The sequence below is a fragment of the Micromonospora sp. AMSO1212t genome (assembly GCF_008868145.1).
In the GTDB taxonomy this organism is placed as follows: domain Bacteria; phylum Actinomycetota; class Actinomycetes; order Mycobacteriales; family Micromonosporaceae; genus Micromonospora; species Micromonospora tulbaghiae.
This window is the reverse complement of the sequence record NZ_WBKS01000074.1, coordinates 1-19,297: the sequence shown is the minus strand read 5'-3', so window position 1 is coordinate 19,297 and position 19,297 is coordinate 1. Positions and strand designations below refer to the sequence as shown.

The window sequence follows — 19,297 nt, the reverse complement described above, 5'->3', positions numbered from 1 at the left end:
GAGTGGCGGGCGGAGTCGTACGATCGCAGCCATGGGTGGGCGTATGGCCGGTGCGGCGGGGGCGCTTGCGGACGGGCTGCCGGGGTGGGTGACGTTGCTGCGTGCGCCGAACCCGGGGCCGATGACGCTCGACGGGACCAACACGTGGGTGCTGCGGACCGGGCCGGACGCGCCCGCCCTCGTGGTCGACCCGGGGCCCGCCGACGAGGGACACCTGGCCGCCATCGCGGCGCACGGGCCGGTCGGGCTCGTGCTGATCACGCACGGGCACGCGGACCACACCGAGGGCGCGCCCCGGCTCAGCGAGCTGCTCGGCGGCGTGCACGTGCTCGCCGCCGACCCGGCGCACACCATCGGTGGTGAGCCGCTGACCGAGCCGGGCGAGGACTTCGGCGGGTTCGGCCTCGACCTGCGACTGCTGCCCACCCCGGGACACACCGCCGACTCGGTCTGCCTCGTCGCCGCGCACGGCGGCGAGCGCGTCGTGCTGACCGGTGACACCATCCTCGGCCGGGGCACCACAGTGGTCGCCCACCCGGACGGGCACCTCGGCGACTACCTGTCGAGCCTGGAGCTGCTCTCCACGTACCGGGGGATCCCGGCGCTGCCGGGCCACGGCCCGGCGCTGGCCGACTGCGGTGTGGCGGCCGACTTCTACCTGGCCCACCGGCGGGCCCGGCTGGACCAGGTGCGCGCCGCCGTCGCCGCGGGCGCCACCACCGCCGCCGAGGTGGTCGCAGTGGTCTACGCCGACGTCGACAGGTCGCTGTGGTGGGCCGCCGAGTGGTCGGTCCGGGCCCAGCTCGAACACCTCGGGGTGGAGCAGCCGTGACCTGCCCGGTGTGCGGAACCGTAGCCGTGCCCGGGGCGCGGTTCTGCCACAACTGCGGGGCGGCGCTGCCGGCTGCCGCCACGCTGCCCGCCGCCGAGCGCCGCGTGGTGACGGTGCTCTTCGGCGACCTCTCCGACTTCACCTCCTGGTCGGAGGACCTGGACCCGGAACGGGTCGGCGCGGTCACCGACCGGGTGCTGGCGGCCCTCGCGGGCGCGGTCAAGACGTTCGGCGGGCACGTCGACAAGCTCACCGGCGACGGGATCATGGCGGTCTTCGGCGCGCCGGTCGCGCACGAGGACGACGCCGAGCGGGCGGTCCGCGCCGCGCTGTCCATGCAGCGCGCGGTGCGGCGGGTGCTCGACGACGAGCGCGGCGGCGGCGCGCCGCTGGGCCTGCGCGTCGGCCTCAACACCGGGGACGTGATCGCCGGCATCCAGGCGGCGATCGAGTACACGGTCATCGGCGACACGGTGAACACCGCCGCCCGGCTGGCCGACGCCGCCGCGGTCGGCGCGGTCTACGCCGGGGCGCGTACCTCCGCCGCCACCCGGCACGTCGCCTCCTGGCGCGCGCTGCGCCCGCTGCGGCTCAAGGGCAAGCGGGAACCGGTCGAGGCGTACGAGCTGCTGGGCCTGCTGGACGCGCCCGGCACCCGGTCCGGCCTCGGCGACGAGGCGCCGTTCGTGGGCCGGGAGACCGAGATCGGCCGGGTGGCCGGCCGGCTCGCCGAGGTGATCGACCGGGGCGAGCCCCGGGTGCTGCTGATGACCGCCGAGGCGGGGATCGGCAAGTCCCGGTTCGCGGCCGAGGTGGAACGCCTCGCCGCCGGCTACGACGTCGGCGCCGGGCGGTACGCGGCGCACACCGGCGCCCGGGTGCTCTCGGTGCGCTGCGCGGCGTTCGGCGAGCGGCGCCGGCTGGCCCCGCTGGCCGACCTGGTCCGGGCCGCCGTCGGCCTGCCCGGCGACGCGGCCACCGCTGTGACCCGGCCGGCCGTCGAGGAGCGGCTGCGCCGCCTCGGCCAGCGCCTGTCCCGGCTCCCCGGCGACCCGCCGCCGATCGCCGTGGACCAGCTCCTGGCCCTGCTCGGGTACGCCGAACTCCCGCCCGCCGCCGAGAACGGCGAGTGGAACGCGGCCGGACCGCCGCCGGACGACGAGGCGGTGCCGACCGCGGTGGCCGACCTGCTCAGCGCGCTCGCCGGTGAGGCGCCGCTGGTGATCGTGGTGGACGACCTGCACGACGCCACCGCCGAGACGCTCAAGGCGCTGGCGCTGACCCTCAACCGGCTCAGCGGGCCGGTGCTGGTGTTGCTGCTCGGCCGTCCCGAGCTGGTACGGACCGCCGGCGCGCTGACCCGCGTCGCGGACGCCGAGGTGCACGCGCTGCCGCCGCTGCGCGGCGCGGACGCCTCCCGGCTGCTCACCAGCTACCTGTCCGGTGGCCGCATGCCCCAGGCCGACGCGGACCGCCTGCTCGCCACCGCGCAGGGCAACCCGTTCTACCTGGCCGAGCTGGTCACGCTGCTGATGGAGCGCGGGGCGCTCACCGCCGGCCCGGGCCGGGGCGCGGACGTCGGCTGGCGACTCGCCCCCGGCTCGCTCGGCAGCCGGCTGCTCTCCCGGGACCTGGCCGCGGTGCTCGCGGCGCGTATCGACGCGCTGCCGCCGAACGCCCGCTCGGCGCTGCGCGACGCCGCGGTGGTGGGCGACAACGTACCGGCGGGCGCGCTGGAGGCGTTGCGGGAACAGCGGGACGGACGCGACGGGCGGCCCGCCGCGGTGGCCGCCGTCGAGCTGGACCGGGCGGTGGAGGAGCTGCTGCAACGGCGCATGCTGCACCGCACCCGCAGCGGGTTCGCCTTCGCCACCCCGCTGATGCGGGAGGCCGTGTACGCCGGGGTGAGCAAGGCCGAGCTGGCCGAGCGGCACGCGGCGCTGGCCCGCTGGGCCGCGCCGGAGAGCGTCGACGAGACCGGCGGCGCGCCGGCCGGCGCGTTCACCGAGGCCGCCCGGGACGACTTCGTCGCCGAGCACGTGGAGCGGGCCACCGCGCTCGCCGACGCGGTCAAGCTGCGCCCGGACGCGCCGGCCCGGGCGGTCACCCCGCTGGGCGTGGCCGCGCTGGGCCGGGCCGCCCGCCGGTCGCTACGGTCGGGGGAGCCGGCGCTCGCCGTCGAGTACGCCGAGCGCGCGGCCGAGCTGGCCCGCGACGGGGTGCCACCGGCCGACCGGGTGGTGCACGCCAGAGCGCTGCTCCAGATCGGCCGCCCGGCCGACGCGCTCGCGTTCGCCGAGAAGATCGCCGCGAACACCGGTGACCCGGCCACCCGTACCGCCGCGCTGCTGCTCGCCGGGCAGGCCCAGCAGACCCTCGGTGACGCCGAGCGGGCCGAGTGCAACTGGCAGGAGGCGTTGCAGGTGGCCACCGACGCCGACCTGCCCACCCTGCGGGCATCGGCGATGCGGCGGCTCGGCATGGCCGACTTCATCGCCGGCCGGCTCGGGCAGGCGAGCAGCCGACTGGCCGCGTCCTACCAGGTCAGCCTCGCCGCACGGGATCCCCGCGGGCAGGCCTGGTCGTTGCAGAACCTGGCGTGGGTGACCACCACCCGGGGCGACTTCGCCGGCACCGACGCGGTGCTCGGGCGGGCCGCCCGTCTCTTCGCCGAGCTGAAGGATCCGTACGGGCGGGCGTGGCTGCGCGGCACCACCGCGTTCGCCCGGCTGCTGGCCGGCCGGCTGCGGGAGGCGTGCCGGATGGCGCGGGTGTTCCTGCCGTTCGGCGAGCGGGTCGGTGAGGCGTGGGCGGTGGGGACGCTGCGGGCGGTCGAGGCGTACGCCACCGCCGAGCTGGGCGACCTGGCCGAGGCGGACCGGGCCGCGCGGCGCGCGTACCGGGACTTCGCCGAGGTCGGCGACGACTGGGGGCAGGGCTTCGCGCTGGTGGTGCGCGGGGTGGTGGCGCGCGGGCTGGGCGAGCCGGAACACGCGGCCGACCTGTTCACCGAGGCGCTCGAGTACGCCGACCGGACCACCCACCCGCTGCTCACCGGCATGGCCGGCACGCTGCGCGGCTTCGTGGCGCTGGACATGGGCGACCACGAGACCGCCGAGCGGGAGGCGCGGTCGGTGCTGACCCGGGTGGAGCCGCACAACCCGCAGGCGCCGGCCCAGGTCGCGCCGCGAGTGCTGCTCGCCATGGCCCGCCTCGCGGCGGGTGATCCGGGCACCGCTGTGGGGCTGCTCGCCCCGGTGGCCACGGGCGCGGCGAACGCGCCCTCGCTGCTGTTCTCACGGCGGCAGACGATGGCCCGGTACGCCGCCGCGCTGCTCGCCCACGGCCAGCGCGAGCAGGCGCTCGACTGGGCGCAGCGGTCGATCACCGCCCCGGCCGAGGACGTGCGCAGCCAGGTGGTGGCGTTGCTGGTGCTGGCCGAGGCGCTGGACGCCTGCGGTCGCCGGGCCGAGGCGCTGACGAAAGCGGAGGAGGCGGTACGCCTCGCGTACGCCACCGAGCAGCGCAGTGAGCGGATGGTCGCGGACGCGTTGCGGATCCGCCTCTCCGGCGGCTGATCGCCCGTTGTTCTGACGGTTCCGGGGATGTGTTCGTCGGTGGGGCCGGTTAGCGTGGGGCGGCGACAGTCGTGGATCGACTGTCGCCTCCCGGTGCGCGCCTGCGTCACCGGCAGACCACGCTGGGGAGGAACGATGAGGCTGCCGCGCTCGGGCGCCGGCTGGACGATCGCGGTCTTCGGGCTCCTCGCGCTGCTGCTCGGCGCGCTCGGTCTGATCTGGCCGGAGACGCAGCTGCGCCTGCTCGGCTTCGAGGTGCCGGCCGAGCGCGCTCCGGGCGACTACACCGGCACGTTCCTCACCGCGTCCTCGATGGCCTCGTTCAACATGGGGGTCTACTACCTGCTCGCCGTCGCCACCGAGTGGCGGCCGTTCTACCGGTTCACCGTGTGGTTCCGCCTGGTCACCTTCACCGTGTTCACCATCGCGGTGCTCTCCGACGTCGCGCCGGACCGCTTCTTCGCGGTCGCCGCATGGGAGGGGCTGGGTGCCGTCGCGACAGCTGCCGGCCTGTGGTGGGACGCCCGCCGGGCGGGCGCCGCCACCGACGACTCCGTCCCGGGTCCGGTGCCGGCCACCGACGCGGCGCGCTGACGGGTCCGGATCGTTGGGTATTTTCGAGCTGTGACCGAGACCCCGCCCGGCGCCCTGCGGCTGCCCATCGTGCCCGGTCTGACCGATCTGCAGGTGTTCGCCCGGGGCGGCTACGCCACCATCTACCGGGCCACCCAGATCTCGGTGGGACGCGAGGTCGCGGTCAAGATCGAGAACCGCACGCTGGACAGCGAACGCGACCAGGCCCGCTTCCTGCGCGAGGCCCGTGCCGCCGGGCGGATGTCGTCGCACCCGCACGTGGTGGACCTGTTCGACGTCGGGGTCACCGTCGACCAGCACCCCTACCTCATCATGGAGCTGTGCGACGGCTCGTACGCCGAGCGGATGCGCACCTCCCCGCTGGGCCCGGCGGAGACCCGCGACCTCGGCGTGAAGATCGCCGACGCGCTGGTCCACTCGCACGCGGCGGGCGTGCTGCACCGCGACGTCAAGCCGGCGAACATCCTGCACTCCGAGTTCAACTCGGCCGTTCTGGCCGACTTCGGCCTGGCGGTGCTCGCCGAGTTCCGTGACTCCTCGGTGATGCTGGAGGCGCTCACCCCGGCGTACGCACCACCGGAGACGTTCAACCACAGCCCGCCCACGCCCGCCGTCGACGTCTACTCGCTGTGCGCCACCCTCTACGCGGTGATGTACGGCCGTCCGCCGCGCTGGCACTCCGAACGCAACCCGAGCCTGGTCACCGTGCTGGAGATGTTCCAGCAGCCGATCCCGGGCCTGCCCGGCGTGCCCGGTGAGCTGATCGACGTACTCCGGTTGGGTATGTCGAACGACCCGGGTGCGCGGCCCTCCGCCGTCGAGCTGCGTGGCCTGCTCGCCTCGCTGCCGCTGGACGGCGCCCCGGCGACCGGCGGTCTGTACGACGGCGCCACCGGCGACCGGTCCCACCGCACCGGCGGGCCGAATCCGCGACCGCCGGCCGACGACGACCACCCGACTGTGGCCTCGCGTGCCCGGCGCTGGCCCAAGCGCTGGTTCCTCGGCGGCGCCGGGGTGCTGGCGCTCGCCGCCTCGGCCGGGGGTGGCTGGGTGGCCGCCGGGCACGCGCCGCCCGTCGCGCCGACGCCGGCGCCCAGCGGCGTGGCCGGTGCCGCGCCGGTGCCCGGTTGCGCGTCCGCCGACGTGCGGCTGCCCGCGGGGGCGCGCTGCGCGACGGAGCTGGAGTGCTTCGGTCCGGTACGGCTGCGCCGCGACCGGGCCGAGGCGAGCCGGGTGCCGTGCGACGGCCAGCACACCTGGGAGACCTACGCCGCCGGTGACCTGCCGGCCGGTCTCGCCGGGGCCCGGCACGAGACGGTGGCGGCGGACCCGGCCGTCGGGCGGGTGTGCAACGCCGACACGTTCCGGCTGGTCAGTGGTGGCAAGTCGGCGAGCGGGTGGAACCTGGAGGTGCTGCCGCCGGAGGCCGAGGCGGACCGCACCTACCGCTGTCTGGCCGGCCAGGGCGTCAACGCGCTCGCCGGCCCCACGCTCACCGGTCGCTGAGCCCGTTCACGGTCCGGCCCTGCCGTACCGACCGCGGGTCGAGCGTCTCCAGCGTGTCGGCGTCCACCGCCGTCGGCGCCCGCATGCCGCGGACCACCCGCGGGTCCAGCGTCTCCAGCGTGTCCGCGTCGATCGGCTGGCCCGCCGGGGTGCGCAGGTTCCGCACCGCGCGCGGATCGATCGCCTCCAGCGTGTCGGCGTCCACTCCGTACCCCTGGTGGGGGACCGGCCAGCTCTCGGCCTGCGGCGCGGGCCCGCCGGTGCCGCCGGGCTGGCGCGCGGCGGTGATCGTCACTCCCGTGATCATGGCGAGCAGGACGCAGACCAGGGCCAGCACGACCGACAGGATGCCGGGCGGACGCCACACGGCGAGGGTCACCACCGCCGCCACCGTCGCCATGGACGCGACGACGGCCTTCGCCCGCGCATCGGGCTTCGGGAACGATCTCACCCGACAAGCATGGCCCAGCGCGTCCACCTGTCAACCGGCGGGATGAGACGGCTTCCCGTCACCGACGCTCCACTTCGGAGTCGCAGATAGCGACGATCGAGAAAAAATCGTTACATCATCTGGTTGTTTGCCGTATCGATCCAGGTTTGGGGGCCGCTAACGTGGGCGTCGATCCCTAAAGTGACGGGGGTCGAGGTCTCCTCGACGGAATCGTTCCCCGACGGAAGGCAGCTCCATGCCCCGTTCAATTCGATCCCTGGCCGCAACCGGGATCGCCGGCGTCCTCCTCGCCGGACCGGCCGTCGCGCCCGCCGCGGCGGCGACTCCGCAACCACCCGCGTACGACCGCACCAGCGCCGCCGAGGCGCGCCGGGTGGACCGCGTGCCGACGCCGAAGCTCGACTGGTACGCCTGCTACGACTACGCCGAGTGCGCCACGGTCCGGCTGCCGCTGGACTACGACAACCCGAAGGGCGCCACCACCGAGGTCGCGCTGCTGCGGGTCAAGGCCCGCGACCAGCAGCGCAAGGTCGGCAGCCTGTTCCTCAACCCGGGTGGCCCGGGTGGCTCCGGCACGAGCATCGCGCTCGCCGCTCCCTACTTCCTCGGCGACGACCTGCTCGACCGCTTCGACATCGTCGGCGTCGACCCGCGCGGCGTCGAGGCCAGCGCGAACATCAAGTGCTTCCGGTCGGTGAAGGACCAGACCCGGGCGTACGCCGGGCTGAATGTCGCGTTCCCGTGGACCAAGGCGGAGGAGAAGGCGTACGTCGCCGCGTCCAAGGCGGTCGGCAAGGCGTGCTCCACCACCGGCAAGCCGTTGACCGGCGCGGCGTCCACCGCCGAGGTGGCCCGCGACATGGACGTGCTGCGCCGGGCCGTCGGCGACAAGTTGCTCAGCTACCTCGGGTTCAGCTACGGCACCGCGCTGGGCCAGTACTACGCCAACATGTTCCCGGACCGCTTCCGCGCGCTCGTCGTCGACGGCGTGCTCGACCCGAACGCCTGGGTCGGCCAGGGCAGTGCCCGCAACCAGCTCCAGGAGACGCGACTGCGCAGCGCCGACGGCGCGTACCGGGCGCTGCGGGAGATCCTGGCCCGGTGCGGCGAGGCCGGCGCCGAGCAGTGCGCCCTGGCCGCCACCGGGGATCCGCTCGCCGCGTACGACACGGTCGCGAAGCGGCTGCGCAAGAAGCCGGTGGTGATCGAGGACCCGGACTTCGGCTCCTTCACCGTCAGCTACGCCGACTTCGTCGGCGCCACGCTCGGCGCGCTCTACGACCCGTACGGCTGGCAGTCGGTCGTCGACATCACCGTGCAGCTCCTGGCCGCGACCGACCCGGCCGCCGGTAAGGCCGCCACCGCGTCGGCCCGCAAGGCGCTCGCCGCCCGCGCCGCGCAGGCCCGGCAACAGCGGGGGTACGACTTCCCGTACGACAACGGGCTGGAGACGTTCCTGACGGTCGACTGCACCGACGCGTACCACCCGAAGAACGCCGACGCCTGGCCGGCGCTGTCGGCGAAGGAGGACAAGCGGGCGCCGTACTTCGGGCGGGCGTGGGCCTGGGGCACCTCGCCCTGCGCCCGCAACACCTGGACGGTGCGGGACGAGGACGCCTGGACCGGGCCGTTCAACCGGGTCACCGCCGTCCCGGTGCTGGTGGTCGGCAACTACTGGGATCCGGCGACCAACTACCAGGGCGCGGTCAGCTCGGCCAGGCTGCTGCCGAACAGCCGCCTGCTGAGCAGCGACAGCTGGGGCCACACCGCGTACGGCACCTCGGCGTGCGCGACCGGCCGGATCGACGCGTACCTGCTGACCGGCAAGCTGCCGGCCAAGGGCACGATCTGCGTCGGTGACGCGCAGCCGTTCCAGGAGGACGCGGCGGCAAGCCGGGCGGACGCGTCGAAGAGCGCGCTGGCCCGGGCGGGCGAGCCGGGCCGGGGCGAGCCGAAGAGGCTGCCGCCGGTGGCGACGCCGCGCCCCGCGGCCGGCACGCTGACCGTCCGCTGACGGACCCCCGGGGTACGGCGGGTGATCGGGCACCCGCCGTACCCCGGGCCCACCCCACGCTCGGGCGAGGCGGGCGTCAGCCGCCCGGGTGGAAACCGCGGGTCAGTAGGACTTGTCCTGGCCGAGCACGTGCTGGGCGACGAAGTTGAGGATCATCTCGCGGCTGACCGGGGCGATCCGGCCCGCGCGTACCGCGCCGAGCAGCGTCGCCACGCCGTACTCGGTGGTCATGCCGGCCCCACCGAGCGCCTGGACGGCGGTGTCGACGGCGAGCGCGGCGGCCTCGCCCGCCGCGTACTTGGCCATGTTGCCGGAGATGCCGGCCTCCAGGTCGCGGCCCGCGTCGTAGAGCGTCGCCGCCTTGTGGATCATCAGCCGGGCCAGCTCGACCTGCACTGCCGCGTGCGCCAGCGGGTGCGACACGCCCTGATGGGAGCCGATCGAACGTCCGCCCCACACCTTGCGGGTGGCGGTGTAGTCGCTGGCCTTCTCGATCGCGTACCGGCCGGTGCCGGCGCCCATCGCGGCCACCGTGATGCGCTCCGGGTTGAGCCCGGCGAACAACGCGGGCAGCCCGGCGTCGAGCGATTCACCGACGAGCGCGTCGGCGGGGAGCCGGACGTCGTCGAGGAAGAGCAGGAACTGGTTCTCCGGCGACAGGATCTCCATGTCCAGCTTGGACTTCTCCAGGCCGGGCGCGTCGGTCGGCACGATGAACAGCGCCGGCTTCAACTTTCCGGTGGAGGAGTCCTCGGTACGTGCCACCACGAGCACGTGCCCGGCCTCGTCCACGCCGGAGATGTAGATCTTCCGGCCGCTGACCAGCCAGTCGTCGCCGTCGCGGCGGGCCACGGTGCCCAGCCGGTGGAAGTTCGATCCCGCATCCGGCTCGGTGATCGCGAAGACGATCTTCTGGGAGCCGTCGGCGAGGCCGGGGAGGTGCTTCTTGCGCTGTTCCTCGGTGCCGTGCTTGTTGATGATCGTGGCGGCGATGGCGGGGGAGACCACCAGGAGCAGCAGCGGGCAGCCGGTCGCGGCCAGTTCCTCGCACACGAGCGCCAGCTCGGTGATGCCGCCGCCCCCGCCGCCGTACTCGGTGGGGATGTTCACGCCCAGGTAGCCCAGCCGTCCGGCCTCGTGCCACAGCTCGGTGGTGTGTTCGCCGGACTTGGCCTTCTCGACGAAGTAGGAGTGGCCGTACTTGCGGCCCAACGACCGCACGGCGTCGCGGAGCTGGTCCTGCTCGGGGGTCAGGTCGAAGTTCACTGCGGGTCCTCCTCGGGGTCCACCACGGCAAGTACGGCACCCGTCTCGACCTGGCCGCCGGCCGGCACCGGCAGCTCCGTCACCACGCCGTCGGCGGGGGCGAGCACGGGATGTTCGAGCTTCATCGCTTCCAGCGTCAGCAGCAGGTCACCGGCGGCGACCCGCTGACCGACCTCCACGTGCACCCGGGTCACCGCGCCGGGTAGCGGCGCGAGCAGCGACCCGGCCGCCAGCTCCGCGGTGGGCAGTGGCAGGCGGGGCAGCTCGGTGAGGCTCGCCGCCCCGTCCGGGCCGTCCACGAAGACCGACGACCCCACCCGGTGTACGCGGAAAGCCCGCCGCACCCCGTCCACGTCGAGCAGCACCCGTTCCGGGGCGGCGTCGACGACCGTCACGGCCGGCGTGGCGTCGGACGGGGACACCGACCATTCGGCGAGCCCGCCTTTGCGGTCGAGCCGGTACCGGACCTCGATCTCCTCGTCTCCCGGGCCGGTGAACCGGGTGACCTGCGGGAAGGCAGGCACGTTGCGCCAGCCCGACGGCAGCCCGGCGAGCACCGGTGCGGCGGCCCGGCGCGCGGCGGCCCCGGACAGCGCCGCCGCAAGTGCCGCCACCGGAAGCTGCTCCGTCGGCAGCAGCGGCTCGAACACCTCCGGGTGCCGGTCCAGGAAGCCGGTGTCCACGTCCACGGATGCGAACTCCGGGCTGCGCAGCACGCGGACCAGCAGATCCCGGTTGGTGGCCACGCCGTGCAGTTCGGCGCGGGCGAGCGCGCCGGCCAGGGCGCGGGCAGCCTCGGTGCGGGTGGGCGCCCAGGCGACGAGCTTCGCCAGCATCGAGTCGTAGTGCACGCTCACCGCCGAGCCGTCCACCACGCCGGAGTCCAGCCGCAGCCCACGGGCCGGGCCGAACTCGGCGGCCACCCCGGGAATCGCGAACCGGTGCAGCGTGCCGGTGGCCGGGCGGAAGCCCTGGGCCGGGTCCTCGGCGCACAGCCGTACCTCGATGGCGTGGCCGTCGGCGGGCGGGGTGGTGGTGACCGGCAGCGGCTCGCCCTCGGCGACGAGCAGTTGCAGCCGGACCAGATCCAGCCCGGTGGTCAGCTCGGTGACCGGGTGTTCCACCTGGAGCCGGGTGTTCATCTCCAGGAAGTGCACCTGCCCGTCCGGCGCGAGCAGGAACTCCACGGTTCCCGCGCCGACGTAGTCGACGGCGCGCCCGGCCGCCACCGCCGCCTCGTGCAGCGCGGCGCGCACGTCGTCGGGCAGCACACCCGGCGCCTCCTCGACGATCTTCTGGTGGCGGCGCTGGATCGAGCAGTCGCGTACCCCCAGGGCCACGACTGTGCCGTGGGTGTCGCCGAAGATCTGTACCTCGACGTGGCGGCCGCGTTCCACGTACCGCTCGATGAAGACGGTGCCGTCGCCGAACGCCGCCGCCGCCTCGCGGCGCGCGCCCGCGACGGCCTCGGCCAGCCCGGCGGCGTCGCGGACGATTCGCATGCCGCGGCCGCCGCCGCCCGCCGAGGCCTTGACCAGCACCGGGAAGGCCGTGACCTCCGCCGGGTCGGTCCAGGTGGGCAGCATCGGCACGCCCGCGTCCGCGAGCAGCGCCTTGGCGGCCATCTTGTCGCCCATCGCGGCGATCGCCTTGGCCGAGGGACCGACCCAGGTCAGGCCCGCGTCGGTCACCGCCGCCGCGAACTCGGCGTTCTCGGCCAGGAAGCCGTAACCGGGGTGGACGGCGTCCGCGCCGGACCGGCGGGCCGCGTCCAGGATCAAATCGATGCGCAGGTACGTCTCGGCCGGCGTGTTCCCGGGCAGCCGTACGGCCTGGTCGGCGTCGGCCACGAACGGCGCGTCGACGTCCGCGTCGGAGTGCACGGCGACGGTGGCCACGCCGAGGGCGCGGCAGGTGGCGAAGACCCGGCGGGCGATCTCCCCGCGGTTCGCAACCAAGAGCTTCGTGATCATAGGCGCTGAGCCTGCCTTTCGTTCGCGACTGCGGGACTCCGCTTCGCTGCGTTCCTCGCGCTCACAGGTCACATCCGGAAGACGCCGAAACCGTCGGCGCCCTTCACCGGTCCGTTGTGGATCGCCGACAGGCACAGCCCGAGGACGGTACGGGTGTCCCGGGGGTCGATCACCCCGTCGTCGTAGAGCCGCCCGGACAGGAACAACGCGCCGGACTGCGACTCGATCTGCTGCTCGACCATCATCCGCATGGCGGCGTCGGTGTCCTCGTCGTACTCGCGTCCCCGGGCGGCGGCGGCCTGCCGGGCCACGATGGACAGCACCCCGGCGAGCTGCGCCGGGCCCATCACCGCCGACTTCGCGTTCGGCCAGGTGAACAGGAACCGTGGGTCGTACGCCCGGCCGCACATGCCGTAGTTGCCGGCGCCGTAGGAGGCGCCCAGGTTGACGGTCAGGTGCGGCACCGTCGAGTTCGACACCGCGTTGATCATGAAGGCGCCGTGCTTGATGATGCCGCGCTGCTCGTACTCGGTGCCGACCATGTAGCCGGTGGTGTTCTGCAGGAAGACCAGCGGCGTGTCCGCCGCGTTGGCGAGCTGGATGAACTGGGCCGCCTTCTGCGCCTCCTCGCTGAACAGCACGCCCCGGGCGTTCGCCAGCACACCGACCGGGTAGCCGTGCAGCTCACCCCAGCCGGTGACCAGCGCGGTGCCGTAGCCGGGCTTGAACTCGTCGAACGCGCTGTCGTCGAGCACCCGGGCCAGCACCTCGCGCGGGTCGAACGGCACCTTCAGGTCGGCGCTGGCGATGCCGAGCAGTTCCTCCGGGTCGTACCGGGGTGGCAGCGGGTGCGGGTTGCGCGGCGGGGGACCGTGCTTGCGCCAGTTGAGCCGGCGGACGCACTGCCGGGCCAGCCGGATGCCGTCGCGCTCGTCCTCGGCGAGGAAGTCGGCCAGGCCGGACGTGGTGGCGTGCATCGACGCGCCGCCCAGTGACTCGTCGTCGGTGACCTCGCCGGTGGCCATCTTCACCAGCGGCGGCCCGGCCAGGTAGACCTGCGACCGGTCGCGGATCATGATGGTGAAGTCCGACATGCCGGGCACGTACGCCCCACCGGCTGTGGCGTTGCCGAAGACCACGCTCACGGTCGGGATCCGCTGCGCGGACAGCCGGGTCAGGTCGCGGAACACCCGGCCGCCGGGAATGAAGATCTCCGCCTGGGTCGGCAGGTCCGCGCCCGCCGACTCGACCAGGTTCACCATCGGCAGCCGGTTGGCCGCCGCGATCTCACCCGCCCGCCGGGTCTTCGCCAGCGACCACGGGTTGATCGCGCCGCCGCGTACCGTCGGGTCGTTCGCCACGATCAGGCACTCGACGCCCTCGACCACGCCGATGCCGGTCACGGTGCTGGCGCCGACCGGGAAGTCCGTGCCGAACGCGGCCACCGACGACAGCTCCAGGAACGGGCTGTCCGGGTCGAGCAGCAGTTCGATGCGTTCCCGGGGGAGCAGCTTGCCGCGACCGTGGTGGCGGGTCACGTACTTTTCGCCGCCACCGCCCCGGGCCTGGTCGAGCGCCTCCTCCAGCTCGGCCAGGCGCTCCAGCAGCGCCTCCCGGTTGGCGGTGAAGGCGGGCGCGGACGGGTCGATCGTGCTCTGCAGGACTGTCGTGCTCACAGGCCCATGCCCTTCGCGATGATCTCGTTCATGATCTCGGTGGTTCCGCCGCCGATGCCGAGCAGACGGGCGTCGCGGTAGTGCCGCTCGACCTCGGCGTCACGCATGTAGCCGAAGCCGCCGTGCAGTTGCAGCGCGGCGTCGACGACGAAGTCGCAGGCGGACACCGCCACGTTCTTCGCGATCGCCACCTCGGTCACCACCGGCTGCCCGGCGGCCACCCGCTCGGCGACGTCGTGCACGTACGCCCGCGCCGCGTCGGTGCGGCTGTGCATCTCGGCCAGCTTGTGCCGGACGACCTGGCGCCCGACGAGCGGCCGGCCGAACGTCTGGCGGTCCCGGCACCACCGCACGGCCAGGTCCACGCAGCGCTGCGCGGTCGCGTACGCCTGCGTGGCGAGCGAGAGCCGCTCGTTGGCGAACTGCTGCATGATGGCGAGGAAGCCGGTGTCCTCCGGGCCGACCCGGTTCGTCACCGGCACCCGGACGTCGACGAAGGACAGTTCGGCGGTGTCCGAGCAGTGCCAGCCCAGCTTCTCCAGCCGCCGGCCCACGGTGAACCCGGGCGAGCCCTTGTCGATCACCAGCAGGCTGACCGAGCCCGAGCCGGGGAAGTCCGTGCAGACCGCTGTGGTGACGAAGTCGGCGCGGGCCCCGCTGGTGATGTACGTCTTGGCGCCGTTGACGACGTAGTGGTCGCCGTCGCGTACCGCGCAGGTGCGGATGCCCGCCACGTCCGAGCCGCCGTCCGGCTCGGTGATCGCCAGCGCGCCGATCATCGTCCCGGCCAGCGCCGGCCGGACGTACTTCTCGATCAGCGCCTCGTCCTGCGTGCCTACCATGTGCGGCAGCGCGATCCCGTGCGTGAACAGCGCGGCGACCAGCCCGGACGACCCGCCCGAGCGGATGATCTCCTCGGTGACCACCATCGAGTCGAGCAGGTCGCCGCCGCTGCCGCCGACCGACTCCGGGAAGCCGATGCCGAGCAGGCCGATCTTCGCGGCGGTCTCGTGCAGCGACCGCGGCACCTCGCCTGCCCGTTCCCAGTCGGACAGGTGCGGCAGCACCTCCCGGGTCACGAACGAGCGGGTCAGCTCGCGTAGTTGCCGGCGTTCCGGCGTGTCCACGATGGTCATGCCGGAGCCTCCGTCGGTAGATCGACCACTCGCGAGCGCAGCAGCTCGCCGAGCGCCTTGGCCTGGGGGTCGAACCGGGTGGAGGCGGCCACGCCCTGCCCGAGCAGTCCCCGGATCACGAAGTTGACCGCGCGCAGGTTCGGCAGCTCGTACCGCTCGACCGTGAGCGCCGCCGTCTCCGGCAGCAGCTCGGCCAGCCGCTCCACTGTCAGCCAGTCGCGCAGCCAGGGCCAGGTCGCGTCGGTACGGGCCCAGACGCCCAGGTTGGCGTCGCCGCCCTTGTCGCCGGACCGCGCGCCGACGAGCTCACCGAGCGGCCCACGCCGGGTGGCGGCCGGAGCCGGTACGGCGGTGACCTCCCGTGCCGGCGCTTCGGCCGGTGTCGCCGTGACGGCCGGGGGCGGGATCGGCACCCGCTCGCCGGACGGGAGCACGGCGACGTGCGCGACCCCCTCCTGCGCGATCGTGTCCGCGGTGAACACCCCGTACGGCGTGGCGTCACCGGGCAGCGTGGTGAGCGTGCAGCCCGGGTACGAGGCCAGCGCCAGCTCCACCGCCGCCGCCGAGAACGCCCGGCCGGCCCGCGACTTGTCGCCGTCGCGCACGTGTACGTGCAGCAGCGCGCTCGCGGCCTCGGTGTCGCCGGTGTCCGGGTGGTCGGTACGGGCCAGCGTGAACTCCAGCCCCTCCGTGCCGACCGACTCCTCGACCTGGCCCCGGACCAGTGCCGCCTTGGCCGGGACGTCCAGCCCGCACAGCACGAACGTCATCGAGTTGCGGAAGCCGCCCAGGTTGTTGACGCCCACCTTGAGCGTGTCCGGCGGTGGCGTGCCGCGCACCCCGGACACGCGTACCCGGTCCGGTCCCTCCTGCTCCAGCCGCACGGTGTCCAGCCGGGTCACCACGTCCGGCCCGAGGTAGTCCGGCCCGCCCACCTCGTACAGCAGCTGGGCGGTGACCGTCTCGACCGTCACCGCGCCGCCGGTGCCGGGATGCTTGGTGAGCACCGTCGAGCCGTCCGGGTGCAGCTCGGCGATCGGGAAGCCGGGGCGATGCCCGCCGTCCGGCAGCTCGGTGAAGAAGCTGAAGTTGCCGCCGGTGACCTGTGCGCCGCACTCGATCAGGTGCCCGGCCACCGTGGCGCCGGCCAGCGCGTCGAGGTCGTCGCGGGTCCACCCGAAGCGGGCCACTGCGGGGCCGACCACCAGCGAGGCGTCGGTGACCCGCCCGGTGACCACCACGTCCGCGCCCGCGTCGAGGCAGGCCGCGATCCCGAATGCGCCCAGGTAGGCGTTCGCGGTCAGCGCGTCCGGCCGCTGGATCGCGTCGCCCTCGACGTACCCGACCCGCACCTGGAGGCCGAGCCGGTCGCCGAGCGACCGGATCGCGTCGGCCAGCCCCGCCGGGTTGAGGCCGCCCGCGTTGGTGACCAGCGTGACGCCGCGCTCCAGCGCGGTGCCGAGCACGCCCTCCGCCTGGCGCAGGAACGTCTTGGCGTAACCGAGCGACGGGTCGCGCATCCGGTCGCGGCCGAGGATGAGCATGGTCAGCTCGGCCAGGTAGTCACCGGTCAGTACGTCCAGCTCGCCGCCGTCGAGCATCTCCCGCCAGGCGGTGAAGCGGTCGCCGTAGAAGCCGGACGCGTTCCCGATCCGCAGCACGCTCATTGTTGCTCTCCCCGACTCGCGGGCTCACGCTTGTCGCCGGGCGGGCCGGCGAACGCCTGGGCCACGTCCAGCCACTCGTCGGCGACCGGTCCGGTGGCGGTCAGGCCCAGGTCGGCGCGGTGCCGGCGCTGCGTGACGAGCAGGCAGAAGTCGAGCGCCGGGCCGGTCACCCGGTCGGCCGCGTCGGCCGGTCCGAATTCCCACACGTCGCCGCCCGCGGGCGGGGTCAGCTCCACCCGCACCGGCGTCGTGGGCACCGCACGGCCGTGGGCCGCGAAGCCGTGCCCGAGGGTACGGAAGCCGAGGTGCGCGACGTGCCGCAGGCGCTCGGTCGGGGTACGGCTGACGCCGAGCGCCTCGGCCACGTCCTCGCCGTGCGCCCACGTCTCCATCAGGCGGGCGGTCGCCATCGACGTGGGCGACATGCTGGTGCCGTACCAGGGGATCTTCTGCCCGGCCGGCACGGCGGCGAGCGCCCCGGCGAGCGCCGACCGGCCGGCGCGCCAGCGGGCCAGCAGCGCGGACGCCGGCGCGAGGAAGGACTCGGCGCCGTCCTCCACCAGGCGCGACGGGTCCGGCGCTGACATGACCGAGGCGAAGAACGCCGACTCGTCGGTGGCCGCCAGATAGGCGACGTGGTCGGTCCAGGCCAGGTGCGCGACCTGGTGCGCGACGGTCCAGCCCGGTGCCGGTGTCGGCCGCTCCCATCCCTCCGGCGGCAGGTCCGCGACGAGCGCGTCGAGCTGTTCGGACTCGGCGGCGAGGTCCGCGAGCAGGGCTGTCAGGTCGACCATCATGCCTCCGGGCGGGGGTGGACGTCAGGGGATCAGCGCCGCTCGCTCTCGAGGGTGAGCAGCGCGGCGAGCTGGCGTTTCCAGGTGTGCAGCAGGGCGGCGCGACGGGGCGAGTCGTCGCTGAGCAGGTTGGCCACGCCGAGACCGCGCAGCAGGTCGAGAGTGGCCTGCACCGACTCGCGTACGCCCGGTCTGCGCTCGTCCACGCCGAGCAGCTCGACGGTGAGCCGGTACATCTCGCGGCCGATCCGCGCCTCCAGCGGCACCAGCGCGGCGCGCAGCTCGGCGTCGGTGCGGGCGGCCACCCACAGCTCCAGCGCGGCCACGAACAGCGGGCCGGTGAAGGAGGCGGCGAGCAGGTCGACCACCCCGTCGAGCCGCTGCGGCCCGGACGGCAGGGCCGCCGCCTCGGCGCGCAGCTCGGCCGCCCGGCGCTCGGTCAGGTGCGTGACGGCGGCGGTCACCAGCGCGGTCTTGGTGGGGTAGTGGTGCAGCTGGGCGCCCCGGGAAACGCCGGCGTGGGCGGCCACCACGGTCGTCGTGGTGCCGGACCAGCCGTGCTCCACCAGGCACTCGACAGTTGCTTCCAGCAGCCGGGCCTGGGTGGCGCGGCTGCGCTCCTGCTGCGGAACTCGGCTCGACACGCAGACAGCCTGCCCCGCCCAAAACAAACAGTCAAGCCTGACTTTTTCGGAGCGTCGCCGACGTCGACCCCGGACCGCTATCCGACACCTCCGCGCTGCGGATTTCCGCGATATCGTGCTGGATCACGGGGAGGCACAACATGAATGAATTTGTGCTCGTCGGGGGGGCGGGCTTTCTGGGCACGGCGACCGCCGCGGCGCTGCTGGCCGCCGGCGCGCGCGTCACCACGGTGGACCGTCATGCGCCCGCCGAGGCGAACACCGCCGCCGGCCTCGACTGGATCAGGGCCGACCTGCTCACCGCCGACCCGCCCGAGTTGCCGCCCGGCATCGTCGTGGTGCTGCTCGGCGCGAGCCACCCCCGGCCCCGCCACCCTTGGACACTCCCGCTGGACAACGCCGTCAGCACTGCCCGGCTGCTGCCCCGCCTGGCCGGGCGCCAGGTGGTGCTCACCTCCTCCGTCGAGGTCTACGGCGCCGCGTCCGGCCCGCTCACCGAGGACATCACGCCCGACCTGCCGTGGTCCGCCGAGGAAATCGACCGCTGGTGCGCCCGCGTGCGCGACCTGGCCCGGGAACCCTGCCCGCCTTGGCGGGCCGCCCCACTGGCCCGGGCGATGACCGACGCCGACCCCACCCGCCGGTGGACGTACGCGATGGCGAAGCTCGCGCAGGAACGACTCGTCGCGGACGCGATCCCGCCCGACCGGCTGACCGTGCTCCGGCTCGCGAACGTCTTCGGCTCGGGCCAGCACCGGGCGGCCACCCGCCTGGTCCGTCGGGCCCGCCAGGGACTGCCGCTGCCGGTCACCGCGGACACCGTACGCAGCTTCCTGCCCGCGGACACCCTCGCACGGATCCTCCTGCGCGGGATCGGCCCCGGCGTATGGAACGTGGGCGGGGAACCGGTGCCACTGACCGACCTCGCGGCCTGGATCCGTGACCTGTGCGGCTCGTCGGCGCCGCTGCTCACCATGCCGCGCCCGGCATCGGACAGCTCCGGCCTGGTGGTCACCGACAAGCTGACCGCCGCCGGCCACCGGGTCGAGCCGCTCCGCCCGGCCCTGGCGAAGCTGGTGGCCGAGGTCGACGACGACCGGACACCCCTGTTCCGGCCGCCGCTGCCGGTCGTCGTGCCACCCCCGCCGGCCCACCCCGAGACGGTC

Annotated in this window: 14 protein-coding genes; 6 read left to right on the top strand and 8 right to left on the bottom strand. The window is 74.2% G+C overall.

The window, feature by feature from the left end; genetic code table 11:
* Nucleotides 1-43: 43 nt before the first annotated feature.
* The 4 genes from F8279_RS18810 to F8279_RS18795 all read left to right on the top strand — a co-directional run bounded on the left by F8279_RS18810 (nt 44) and on the right by F8279_RS18795 (nt 6,510).
* Complete coding sequence (locus tag F8279_RS18810) at nt 44-832, top strand: MBL fold metallo-hydrolase (protein WP_091425829.1); 789 nt, start codon at nt 44-46, stop codon at nt 830-832.
* Complete coding sequence (locus F8279_RS18805; protein WP_091425825.1) at nt 829-4,410, top strand: adenylate/guanylate cyclase domain-containing protein; 3,582 nt, start codon at nt 829-831, stop codon at nt 4,408-4,410. Before F8279_RS18810 ends, F8279_RS18805 begins: the two co-directional genes overlap by 4 nt.
* A 135-nt stretch (nt 4,411-4,545) precedes the next feature.
* On the top strand, nt 4,546-5,004 hold the full coding sequence (locus F8279_RS18800) for a hypothetical protein (RefSeq protein WP_091425823.1): 459 nt from the start codon (nt 4,546-4,548) through the stop codon (nt 5,002-5,004).
* Nucleotides 5,005-5,034: 30 nt separating this feature from the next.
* Nucleotides 5,035-6,510 carry a serine/threonine-protein kinase gene (locus F8279_RS18795; protein WP_091425819.1) on the top strand — a complete coding sequence of 492 codons (1,476 nt, stop codon included), beginning with the start codon at nt 5,035-5,037 and terminating at the stop codon, nt 6,508-6,510.
* Here the strand turns inward: F8279_RS18795 and F8279_RS18790 are convergent.
* The gene (locus F8279_RS18790) at nt 6,497-6,961 is read right to left on the bottom strand and encodes a hypothetical protein (protein ID WP_091425816.1); all 465 of its coding nucleotides are present in this window, start codon (nt 6,959-6,961) and stop codon (nt 6,497-6,499) included. The genes F8279_RS18795 and F8279_RS18790 overlap by 14 nt on opposite strands.
* A 235-nt stretch (nt 6,962-7,196) precedes the next feature.
* On the opposite strand from F8279_RS18790, the gene F8279_RS18785 reads away from it, so the two are divergent.
* Entirely contained in the window at nt 7,197-8,975 is a 1,779-nt protein-coding gene (locus F8279_RS18785) for an alpha/beta hydrolase (protein ID WP_151500620.1), read from the top strand.
* 102 nt (nt 8,976-9,077) lie between these two features.
* Here the strand turns inward: F8279_RS18785 and F8279_RS18780 are convergent, their stop codons facing one another.
* The 7 genes from F8279_RS18780 to F8279_RS18750 form a co-directional block, all read right to left on the bottom strand.
* Nucleotides 9,078-10,241 carry an acyl-CoA dehydrogenase family protein gene (locus tag F8279_RS18780; RefSeq protein WP_091425811.1) on the bottom strand — a complete coding sequence of 388 codons (1,164 nt, stop codon included), beginning with the start codon at nt 10,239-10,241 and terminating at the stop codon, nt 9,078-9,080.
* Nucleotides 10,238-12,214 (bottom strand): biotin carboxylase N-terminal domain-containing protein, encoded by a 1,977-nt coding sequence (locus F8279_RS18775; RefSeq protein WP_151500619.1) that lies wholly within the window; start codon nt 12,212-12,214, stop codon nt 10,238-10,240. The genes F8279_RS18780 and F8279_RS18775 overlap by 4 nt, the downstream gene beginning before the upstream one ends.
* Nucleotides 12,215-12,282: 68 nt before the next feature.
* Nucleotides 12,283-13,890: an acyl-CoA carboxylase subunit beta gene (locus tag F8279_RS18770; RefSeq protein ID WP_091425806.1), complete on the bottom strand. Its 1,608-nt coding sequence runs from the start codon at nt 13,888-13,890 to the stop codon at nt 12,283-12,285.
* Entirely contained in the window at nt 13,887-15,026 is a 1,140-nt protein-coding gene (locus tag F8279_RS18765) for an acyl-CoA dehydrogenase family protein (protein WP_091425804.1), read from the bottom strand. The genes F8279_RS18770 and F8279_RS18765 overlap by 4 nt, the downstream gene beginning before the upstream one ends.
* Complete coding sequence (locus F8279_RS18760) at nt 15,023-16,693, bottom strand: acyclic terpene utilization AtuA family protein (RefSeq protein WP_151500618.1); 1,671 nt, start codon at nt 16,691-16,693, stop codon at nt 15,023-15,025. The genes F8279_RS18765 and F8279_RS18760 overlap by 4 nt, the downstream gene beginning before the upstream one ends.
* Nucleotides 16,690-17,487, bottom strand: coding sequence for a TIGR03084 family metal-binding protein (locus F8279_RS18755; protein ID WP_151500617.1), 798 nt, complete (start codon nt 17,485-17,487; stop codon nt 16,690-16,692). Before F8279_RS18755 ends, F8279_RS18760 begins: the two co-directional genes overlap by 4 nt.
* A gap of 32 nt (nt 17,488-17,519) precedes the next feature.
* Nucleotides 17,520-18,131: a TetR/AcrR family transcriptional regulator gene (locus tag F8279_RS18750; protein ID WP_091425799.1), complete on the bottom strand. Its 612-nt coding sequence runs from the start codon at nt 18,129-18,131 to the stop codon at nt 17,520-17,522.
* 140 nt (nt 18,132-18,271) lie between these two features.
* Here F8279_RS18750 and F8279_RS18745 point away from each other — a divergent pair.
* Nucleotides 18,272-19,297 (top strand): NAD(P)-dependent oxidoreductase (locus tag F8279_RS18745; RefSeq protein WP_151500616.1); only part of this gene is annotated, 1,026 nt, incomplete at its 3' end.